Origin of the sequence: Roseibium sediminicola (assembly GCF_023156505.1) — a bacterium.
GTDB classification, from domain to species: domain Bacteria; phylum Pseudomonadota; class Alphaproteobacteria; order Rhizobiales; family Stappiaceae; genus Roseibium; species Roseibium sediminicola.
In genome coordinates this window covers 100251-108929 of sequence record NZ_JALNMJ010000020.1, presented here as the reverse complement: position 1 = coordinate 108929, position 8679 = coordinate 100251, and the positions used below count along the sequence as shown (strand labels likewise).

The 8679-nt window shown below is 56.4% G+C and carries 11 protein-coding genes; 8 read left to right on the top strand and 3 right to left on the bottom strand.

The window, feature by feature from the left end:
- Window positions 1-251 precede the first annotated feature (251 nt).
- Both M0H32_RS22955 and M0H32_RS22950 read left to right on the top strand, forming a co-directional pair.
- On the top strand, window positions 252-1169 hold the full coding sequence (locus M0H32_RS22955) for an AAA family ATPase (protein ID WP_248157957.1): 918 nt from the start codon (window positions 252-254) through the stop codon (window positions 1167-1169).
- On the top strand, window positions 1159-1737 hold the full coding sequence (locus M0H32_RS22950; protein ID WP_248157956.1) for a VirC2 family conjugal transfer protein: 579 nt from the start codon (window positions 1159-1161) through the stop codon (window positions 1735-1737). Before M0H32_RS22955 ends, M0H32_RS22950 begins: the two co-directional genes overlap by 11 nt.
- A 341-nt stretch (window positions 1738-2078) precedes the next feature.
- On the opposite strand, the gene M0H32_RS22945 is transcribed toward M0H32_RS22950, so the two are convergent.
- Window positions 2079-2585 (bottom strand): PIN domain-containing protein, encoded by a 507-nt coding sequence (locus tag M0H32_RS22945; protein WP_116700173.1) that lies wholly within the window; start codon window positions 2583-2585, stop codon window positions 2079-2081.
- Entirely contained in the window at window positions 2582-3661 is a 1080-nt protein-coding gene (locus M0H32_RS22940) for an XRE family transcriptional regulator (RefSeq protein ID WP_116700174.1), read from the bottom strand. The genes M0H32_RS22945 and M0H32_RS22940 overlap by 4 nt, the downstream gene beginning before the upstream one ends.
- Before the next feature lie 107 nt (window positions 3662-3768).
- Here M0H32_RS22940 and M0H32_RS22935 point away from each other — a divergent pair, with 107 nt between their 5' ends.
- The 4 genes from M0H32_RS22935 to M0H32_RS22920 all read left to right on the top strand — a co-directional run bounded on the left by M0H32_RS22935 (window position 3769) and on the right by M0H32_RS22920 (window position 6321).
- On the top strand, window positions 3769-3993 hold the full coding sequence (locus tag M0H32_RS22935; protein WP_116700225.1) for a DUF2188 domain-containing protein: 225 nt from the start codon (window positions 3769-3771) through the stop codon (window positions 3991-3993).
- 17 nt (window positions 3994-4010) lie between these two features.
- Window positions 4011-4220 (top strand): hypothetical protein, encoded by a 210-nt coding sequence (locus tag M0H32_RS22930; protein WP_248157955.1) that lies wholly within the window; start codon window positions 4011-4013, stop codon window positions 4218-4220.
- A 704-nt stretch (window positions 4221-4924) separates the two neighbouring features.
- The gene (locus M0H32_RS22925) at window positions 4925-5815 is read left to right on the top strand and encodes an SMODS domain-containing nucleotidyltransferase (RefSeq protein ID WP_248157954.1); all 891 of its coding nucleotides are present in this window, start codon (window positions 4925-4927) and stop codon (window positions 5813-5815) included.
- Window positions 5770-6321 carry a hypothetical protein gene (locus tag M0H32_RS22920; protein WP_248157953.1) on the top strand — a complete coding sequence of 184 codons (552 nt, stop codon included), beginning with the start codon at window positions 5770-5772 and terminating at the stop codon, window positions 6319-6321. Before M0H32_RS22925 ends, M0H32_RS22920 begins: the two co-directional genes overlap by 46 nt.
- A gap of 400 nt (window positions 6322-6721) precedes the next feature.
- Here the strand turns inward: M0H32_RS22920 and M0H32_RS22915 are convergent, their stop codons facing one another.
- Entirely contained in the window at window positions 6722-7408 is a 687-nt protein-coding gene (locus M0H32_RS22915) for a hypothetical protein (protein ID WP_248157951.1), read from the bottom strand.
- Window positions 7409-7503: 95 nt separating this feature from the next.
- Here M0H32_RS22915 and M0H32_RS22910 point away from each other — a divergent pair, with 95 nt between their 5' ends.
- Window positions 7504-8136: a hypothetical protein gene (locus M0H32_RS22910; protein ID WP_248157950.1), complete on the top strand. Its 633-nt coding sequence runs from the start codon at window positions 7504-7506 to the stop codon at window positions 8134-8136.
- A 57-nt stretch (window positions 8137-8193) separates the two neighbouring features.
- Window positions 8194-8556: a DUF805 domain-containing protein gene (locus tag M0H32_RS22905; RefSeq protein WP_248157949.1), complete on the top strand. Its 363-nt coding sequence runs from the start codon at window positions 8194-8196 to the stop codon at window positions 8554-8556.
- The last annotated feature ends 123 nt before the right edge of the window (window positions 8557-8679 follow it).

Below are 8679 nucleotides of genomic sequence, written 5' to 3'. Positions count from 1 at the left end.
GTGGCGGGGGTGTTGGGCACCGCAAGCGCAAATGTGTTACATTTGCAATATCCTGCCACGAACCCTACGCTAAGTCCCTAATGCAGAGCAACCACTTTCAGTTGCTCTCTTCCGATTCAACATCGCCATGCGTCCGTATTTGCCGATGCTTTGAAGTTCGGAAAATCGGATGTGAAGAAACGCGGAAATTTGTGACCGAGGACGCTCTGGAATTCGGACGTTTGTAGATTTGCGAGTACGGGTTCTCGGGAATGCGTATGTTCTCGAAGTCTGGACTTTTGACCTTCTGGTTTTCTGACTTTTTTGGAGTTTTGAACTTTTGGAATTTTGGAATTCTGAAGCGAGGGCTGCCGGAAATTTGCAACTTCGGATTGACGGAGATTCGGGAATGCGGGAATAAGGGTGCATTGCTAAAAACTGCAACCCCACCCCATCAAACCGACGACAGGTTTCAATCCGTGAAAATCATTTCTTTCGTTTCTTTCAAAGGCGGCGCTGGCAAGACAACCGCTCTTATGGCCGTCACCTCATGTCTTATCGAGCGCGGCAAAAAGGTCGCGCTCTTCGAGGCCGACAACAACAACCCGATTTCCGAGTGGCGCGAGAATGCGGTCAGCAAAAACACCTGGCATGACAACTGCCTCGTGTTCCTCGCCAACAGCGAGGCGGACTTTGAAACAGCATATGAAGAGGCTTCGGACGCAGGTTGCGATTTTGCCCTGATCGATACCCAGGGAGGCGGATCGGAACTCAACAACATGGTGCTGGTCAATTCCGATGCGATCATTCTGCCAACGGCGCTGACTGTCCTGGACACGGACGAAACGCTGCAAACGTTTAGCTACGCGGTCAAAGTCGCGATGGCCGCCGAAATCAAGGTCCCGACATTCGTTCTGAAAACCAGAATTCCAACGGCGAAGCTTACCCAGGCGCAAAAGAGAACAGGTGATCTGCTTGCAGGCCTGCCCTGCCTGGCAACGGGCCTGCACAGCCGCAACGCTTTCGAGGACATGAAATTCAAAGGCCTGCTCCATCAGGCCATGCGCCAAATGGAAGAGAATCCAAACGACAGGCTCATTGCCCGCAACTATCAGTCCGCGATCGAAGAAGCGGACGCTCTGACGAGCGACATTCTTTCTCTGGTTAAGGACAAGGCGGATGCCGCTTAGAAAATCGCCCGTCTCCTATCAGGAGTTTGTTGAAACAGGGGAAGTCCGCAAAAAGGAAAGCGCCACTTCCCCTGTCGAACAAGCTGCAGAGTCCTCGGCCGCGGATCCGAAACCTGACCTCGCAGACCTGGCAACGGCCACCTCTCCGGTCGCTGAGACGGGACCGGAGAAACAAAAACGCCGCGCGAAAATACCGGTGAAGCCGGAGCGCGGCAAGAATCCGGGAGTCCTCGTCACGGTCGATGTCCCGCTGCCGGCGACAGGCGTTTCAGCCACATTCGACACTTTGTGCCGATCTTACTCCGCGAAGAAGGCTCTTGCCCTCATTTTGCGGAAAGCCATGCCGGAATTTGAGCGACGGCTATTGGATGGGAAAGCCAAGTCCGCGCCACGAGACTATCCCATCCAGCCCGGTGATTTAAAGACAACGCGGACAATGCCGGAGGATGCCTACCAGCTCGCAAAGAGCCAGTTCGATCCCCTCGACATGCTGCCGAACAGACAGTTCGGCCGCATTGTCGCGCTGGCCGCCCTGGCGGCCTTCTTCAAAAATGAGAAAAGCGGATAGGCCAGCGCAAGCGGCCCGCCTTTCCCACAATCCTACGGCTTCTCTTCGGCGCTTGAGGGGGAGCGCGTTCAGCCTCCGGACTGCTCCGCCATCTTTCCCCTGAAAGATGGCTCCGGCCCTAAAGGGCTGGAAAAGGCTCTTTAGGAACCGAGCCCGCATCCCTAAAGCCGACGCTCATCGGAAGCGCGGCTAATTCACAGGTTGGGCGGAGAGCGGTCATTCGCTGCGGTCGCAATAGATTCTTCGACCATCGCAAAAACGGACCTTGGAGATGTTCGACCTTTGACAGACAAGGGCTTATGCGCCCGTCCGAGCAGGCCAAGGCGGGTGAACAGATTGTATCACTCTGTTAAGCGGCGCAGCCGCTTGTCGATCTCAGCAGGGGGCAGGAATACCGCATCATCCGCCCGCCAGACTTGCAGGGCAGAGATGAGAAGTTCGACCTCGCAGACTTCGGCGGCGTGCAGCTCGTCAATGATCCAGAGAACGCCATGAACGCGCACGGCCCGCGCCGTGGCCACCTTCCGCAAGAGATTGTCACCCGTGAGGAGGATTCCGTTCTCCTGGCAGGTTGTCGTGACAAGGGCGAAGCAGTCATTGGCCGACAGGCGGCTATGCTCGCGCTTCAGCGCAAATACCTGACTGACTTCTTCACTTGGCAGGTCATAGGTGACGAGGCCGCTGTCTTCGAGCATTCGCCATTCCTGCGCCGTGAAGTCGAGGAGTTCCTCCTCGCGGATCGGTAGGGGAACGATGAACCGATAGGGCAGCCGCAACAGGACATGCAGCAACTCCCCCTTCTTCAGGTCGATCAGGCAGGAGGCATCATTGACGACAACACAGGTCACTGGACACGCGGCCCCCTGATGTCGCGCTCGATAACGCTCAAAGGGAGGCCGAGCATCTGTGCCGCCCGCACAGGCGAAATCATCTCTTCACCCAGAGCGCGCCAAACGAGGCGTTCGAAGCGCTGCGGCTTCTCGAAAGCCGCGAACCCCTCGCCGGGACCGATAGGCTGCGGTTCCTCGCGCCGCCAGCCGCGCGCATAGGTCTTGAAAGCATATTCCACGGCGCTTTTCGACAGGATGCCCACCTGGCCGAGGCGCACGAGCATCGCGGCGGCGGAGACGCCATAGGTGCGCTTGAGCCGCATGATCTCGATCCAGGTCATGCCGTGGCGGTTCTTACCCGCTTCCGCTTCGAGGTGTTCGCGCGGAATCAGGAACGCCCCCGCAAAGCGGTGCATGGAGGGTTCCTTCTTCAGCGCGGCATTGCCGGTTTCGATGATGATGCGGTGCGCGAGCTCATGAGCGAGGTTGAAGCGCTTGCGCTCGACATTGGTGTGCCGCGAGACGACGATCACTTCAGTCGGCGCGCCTTCCGCCCGTTCGACATGACAGGCCAGCCCGTTGATCCGTTCGGGAAGGTCGGCCTCGATGACCTTGAGCCCCTTGTCTTCGAGCAGGGCGGTCATACTCGGGATCGGGTCGATCCCAAGCTTCCACTCCCGCCGCACTTCCCGCGCCTTGGCGTCGATGGCCTCCTCATCGGCGACCTGATCCACGCGCAGCGCGGCAAAGGGGTCTTCGGCGGCGTGCAGATCGAGGATGTCCTCGATGGCGAGATAATCTTCGAGTTTCTCGATCACGATGGCTTCGGCCATCGCCCGATCCTGCGCCGAGGCGGTCGAGTTCTTCCGCCACTCGACGCTTTCCAGGGCCTCGACCTGTCCGCCGAGCAGGAAGTCGAGCGACACGCCGAGCGCTTTGCCGAGGCCGACCAGCACCGATGAGGACGGCATCATCTTGTCCGCCTCGTATTTGCTGATGGCCTGCGCTGACACGCTTGGGGTTACGCGCTCCGCGAGCGCTTGCATGGATAGACCCGCCCGCTTGCGGGCAAGTCGCAGTCTTTGTCCGAACATGGTCCTCTCCCGGCGATTACTGTTTGGTTGATAAGCGCCATTATTTACTATACATATAAACATAAGGTTGGCGAATCGTCAACCGAAATCGACATATGAGGTTTGAAATGTCTAAGAAAAATCAGCATGTTGTGCCGCATGAGAACGGTTGGGCAGTGAAAGGGGCGGGCAACGAGCGCGCGTCTTCCGTCCATGGCACACAGCGCGAGGCCATCGCGGCCGCGCGGGAATCCGCTATTCGCCAGGGCAGCGAGATGCTGATCCACGGCGAGAACGGTCGCATCCGCGAGCGTAACACCTACGGCAACGATCCCTTCCCTCCGAAGGGCTGACACGAAAGGAAAAGCCAATGGCTGGCATCGAAATGCGGTTCAATGGCCGCAAGATCACGTCCGCATCGCAGCTTCAGCGAGAGCTGACGCGCAGCATGGAGAAGCAGCTCGAAGACAACCTGAAAAAGGCTGCCGGTCCCGGCGTGCGGATGAAGAAGACCCGCGATGGATACACCTTCGAGGGCTCGCCCGATCAGATTGAGCGTATGAAGAAGCGGCTGCGTTGACGTGGCCGCTGAAGCCGCACATAGCGTCTTCGCCTCCCCAACTGGATCGCCCCTCAGGGTGGTGATCATCAACTCCGGTCGCTGAACCGCCGCTCGTAGCGGGAGACGGGAGTTCTTTGTTTGCAGCCATTAACAGTATTGGTAATTCTGTTTACTCTCGGCACCGCCGCACACCGACGATCGCGAAGTTGGAGCATTGAATTCCCATCGCGAGCAGAACCTATGCCGGAGAAAGTTCTCACTACCGAACCTGACCCTCCGCTGGACTCGTCAAATGCCATGAACGTCCGCTAAACGGGTTGCTACTGTAGCGTCGCGCACCAAAGGCGAGTGGCAGGATTGGGCTAGAAGCGACGTCAGCGAAGTCGTTCGGATACGGCAGGCCTGCCGCGGCGCCGCATGGCTGCTTCGAGCCCATTGCGGCCCCTCTCAGATCAATCGGAATGGCAGGAATGGGGGTGGGAAGCGGATCGACAGCTTCTAGAGTCATATTCAAGTAAGCGGTCGTTGATACAATTCGTGCTCAAATGGTCGAAGCGAGGAGCCTTTAAGAAGCACGGATTTCACCGCTGGTTCTGAACCAAGTGCGCCGAGTAGGCCTCTCGATTCTCCACCTTCTCAGCAAGTTAAGGTGGAATGCCGCCGCCTTCGAGTGCAAGTAAAGCGTGCAGCCCCTATACTTCCCCAAGCAAAGGACGATTCGTATGTGGGCAGGGGTAAGGCAGCGGTTCCGCCGCTTTCATGAAGATCTGAACTTATCGAAGGATCAGATCGATGATGGCTTGGGCAAACAGCACGGCGTGCGGCAATCGCTTCACCGGGCTTATTACGACGAATCCACCGAAAGCCCGTGCGGGTTCATCGTTGGATCATGGGGCAAGGGAACGGTCGTCGCGCCGCCTAGCGACATCGACATATTCTTCGAATTACCAACGGAAGTTTATCACCGCATCGAAGCCTATCAGGGCAACAAGCAATCAGCGTTGCTGCAAGAGGTTCGCGCACATCTTCTCGAAACCTATTCGCAAACCAATATGCGTGGCGACGGCCAAGTGGTTATCGTCGGCTTCAATTCGATCACCGTAGAGGTAGTGCCGGCGTTCCGATATGATGACTACGGCCGTTTCTATATGCCTGATACCAACGATGGCGGCCGATGGAAGCTGGTGGACCCCCAAGCCGAGATTGCCTTCATCGATACCGCCGATCGCAATGCAAGCGGCAACGTGCGGCCGATGGCGCAGATGCTCAAAGCATGGAAGCGGCATTGCAACGTGCCGCTAAAATCCTACCAGATCGAATTGCTCGCGGCCGAGTTCATGTCGACCTACGAGAACCGGCAATACGACTATTATTGGTATGATTGGTTTATGCGCGATTTCTTCGCCTGGCTATGCAACAAGGCTTGGGCGAACTTGATCATCCCAGGCACCTTCGAATCCATAAATCTGGGCGAAGCGTGGTTGTCGAGGGCGCAAACCGCCCGCGATCGCGCTCTGCGGGCGTGCGCGGATGAGTACAACGATTACACAATCTCGGCGGGTCAAGAATGGCAGAAGATATTCGGGGATCGGATCCCGATCCACGTCCAATAGACGACCGCCGCAGGGCGATCATCGCGGAATGTCGACGGCAGGAGGAATCCTGCCTCTACACGTCCACCACCCTCTATGTTTGGCTTCGGCGCGTACGTCGGCAAAAGCAATTCTTCGTTGCTGCGCCTATCGTCATCGGCGGCTTTGCCGGGCTTTCGATCTTGCAGGAATGGGGTTTGGAATGGGTAATGGCAGTACTGGCCATTCTCGCCAGCTTGTTCCCGGCCTTGGCGGATGCATTGAAGTTCGAAACCAGTGTCGATGAAATTTCGCGCCTTGCGGCCGAATTCAAGGCATTACAGGATCGCTTCCGCCGAACCGCGACCATCACCGCTTTGGGCGATCTGCAGGCGGCGGAAGACGCCTTGGCCGAATTGATGGATCGGATGGATGTCGCGCGAAGCAGCAGCATCACACCGCCGGAATCGGCTTTCAAAGAAGCCCAACGGAAGATCGCCGAAGGACATTATGACTTTTCGGTCGATCAGCCTCAAACCGGGGAATAGGCATAGGCTAAGGCTGCCATCGCAAGGCCGCTCTCCGCATTTCTAGACGACGAGGTCGCCGCGCGTGGGGCATTGCGAACTGACCTTGATAAACCGCAATAGGGTCGAAACGGGCGGTCGGCCTGATGTCCGCTTCGTCCCGCATTGCCGCCTCCTTACGGCAAAGGACTTCGCAATCGCAACGAATGGCGGCTTTGGCGGGCTGTATAGCAGGACCCTATCAGTGGGTGAATGACCGCTCTGGGCCGGAAGCGACGCCAGTGAAGTCGGTTTAGATACGGCAAGCCTGCCGCGCTGCCCTATGGCCGCTTTGAGCCCGGAGTGTCGATTCCTGCGCTTGATTGGACCTAACTGAAAGCCATCGAAAGCTGACCTCCCGAAATGTGACTGCAATTATTTGTCAGAAGCGTCGACAGGTTCCTGGCGGCTCAGATCGAGAAAGATGCGCATATTCCTTTTGGGCTTTGGCCACCGTCGCCGTAAATCCGTCCAAGGACTGTACCGTATGTCGCAAAGTCTGGCCGGTGGCGTGATCACTGATCTGGATATCCACGACATGGTATTTCCGTGCCGCATTGAACAACCTGGCATGATCCTCGGCATTCAAGGGATATGGCATATAGAAATACGCTTTGCCTTTATGAGATTTGGGTTTGAGCATGGTCTCAAACTCTACCGGCTTTTCTCCATCAAACTCGAAACTGATGATGACGTCTTTACCCACCCCGGCGGCTTCGGCTTCCGCCGGGGTCAGGGACGGATAGGAAAAAAGCCCGCTTACAATCTGGTTTGGCTCATCCCGGCTTGTTGAGGATTGGCGAAACCACAAGGACAAGGAGTTCTTGGGTGGGTTGGCCACATTCACAAACCAGCCCGTGTTCTTGGCAATCCATAACAGATGCCCGCTCGGTTCAGTGATTTCCGTGCATTTCGGTTTGCTTTGAGCAATTGCCAATGTCGGAGCAAAGCAAAGTGATTCAGCAATCAAAGCGGCTGACGTCAGCAAACCTGCGATCTTTTGGCCGAATTGGGGAAGGGCTTTTCGGTCTGTCCGTTGGAACAGTCCGGGCGAAAATCTTTTCAACATAGGAATTTTGGGTCCTGCAAATGTTTACATGAGGCGACGGTGCAATCTATGTGGGTGGGCGGTGGTCCTAGTTTGAATCTCAAGGTTCTGTTTTCATGAAGTATTTTTGCTCAACTGCAATCGCAAGTGTTTTCTTCCTATCCAGTGGTGTTTTTGCCGAAACGCCAGCGTTTCGTGATCTGGAGAAAAAGGCAGATCAATGGGTCATGCAAGCGGTAAATGACTTGCCGGATGCGCCTGCCGATATCGTCGCAGCACTGGTGAACCTGGGCAGTTCGGACGCGATGTTGGAAATCTACGGTCAAAACTGGACTGCAGTGACGGCGCAGGTGGATGATGCCGTGTCCGACCTGACCTACCTGGAAATCGACAAACTCGGCGATCCCGTCAGGGATATCAACCTCGGCGACTTGAATTCAAAGGCTATGGCTGCGTTCAGTCAGCATGAAGGCACACTTCTGACAATGCGGCTCTTTGAACCGGAGACCCTGGCCAGCCTCGGGTATTCAATGGTGCTCGGCACAAGTCTCGCTCCAGAGGATTTGGCAAGTAATTCAGTTCTTGGCGGGGTCCTGTCCGAGCGCATTTTTCGCACAGAATGGAACGGTCAGCCTGCTGTTGGTTTGACCCAGGGTTTATGGACGGCGGTAACAATCTATTCGCGCAGTCAGCACGGTCTCTTGGTTCCGCAACGCGTGTCATTGTTTGTCCGAAAGGCCGAAAATTAATGGTGTGCCGCAATGTGGCGAATTCGATCCCTTGGAATTTCAGTAAGGAGAAATATCGTGAATTCCTTCAATTGGAGAACTTTCCTGCTGTCGTTTGGCGGGCGCACACCACGCTCAGATTATTGGCTGCGATTTGTCTTGCCATTTTCGGGTTTCATCCTGTTGGTCGGGATGCTGGCAAACGCCATGCCTGAGGCTGAACCGATCCTAAAATCCGTGTTCGCCGTGGTTTTGGTGGCCATGGTCTGGCCGTCGCTTGCCGTAGCCGTGAAGCGATTGCATGATCGGGACAAGTCGGCGTGGTGGCTACTGCTTCTGTTGATCCCCATCGTTGGATCTATTTGGTGGTTTGTTGATGGCGGATGCTTGCGCGGAACCAAGGGGCCGAACCGCTATGGCAATGACCCCTTGAATTCATAGCAACCGTGGAAAACCGGTCACAGATATGAATGCAGCGGAAGCTCACTTCGTCCCGCACAGCCGGCATCTGGCGGACAATCGACTTCGCAGATGCAACGAACGGCGGCTTTGGCGGGCGCATCT

What these genes read in the sequence shown, in the direction of transcription:
- M0H32_RS22955 (WP_248157957.1), top strand. Translation starts at nt 252, where the DNA reads ATGCGTATGTTCTCGAAGTCTGGACTTTTGACCTTCTGGTTTTCTGAC.
- M0H32_RS22950 (WP_248157956.1), top strand. Translation starts at nt 1,159, where the DNA reads ATGCCGCTTAGAAAATCGCCCGTCTCCTATCAGGAGTTTGTTGAAACA.
- M0H32_RS22940 (WP_116700174.1), bottom strand. Translation starts at nt 3,661, where the DNA reads ATGTTCGGACAAAGACTGCGACTTGCCCGCAAGCGGGCGGGTCTATCC.
- M0H32_RS22935 (WP_116700225.1), top strand. Translation starts at nt 3,769, where the DNA reads ATGTCTAAGAAAAATCAGCATGTTGTGCCGCATGAGAACGGTTGGGCA.
- M0H32_RS22930 (WP_248157955.1), top strand. Translation starts at nt 4,011, where the DNA reads ATGGCTGGCATCGAAATGCGGTTCAATGGCCGCAAGATCACGTCCGCA.
- M0H32_RS22925 (WP_248157954.1), top strand. Translation starts at nt 4,925, where the DNA reads ATGTGGGCAGGGGTAAGGCAGCGGTTCCGCCGCTTTCATGAAGATCTG.
- M0H32_RS22920 (WP_248157953.1), top strand. Translation starts at nt 5,770, where the DNA reads ATGGCAGAAGATATTCGGGGATCGGATCCCGATCCACGTCCAATAGAC.
- M0H32_RS22915 (WP_248157951.1), bottom strand. Translation starts at nt 7,408, where the DNA reads ATGTTGAAAAGATTTTCGCCCGGACTGTTCCAACGGACAGACCGAAAA.
- M0H32_RS22910 (WP_248157950.1), top strand. Translation starts at nt 7,504, where the DNA reads ATGAAGTATTTTTGCTCAACTGCAATCGCAAGTGTTTTCTTCCTATCC.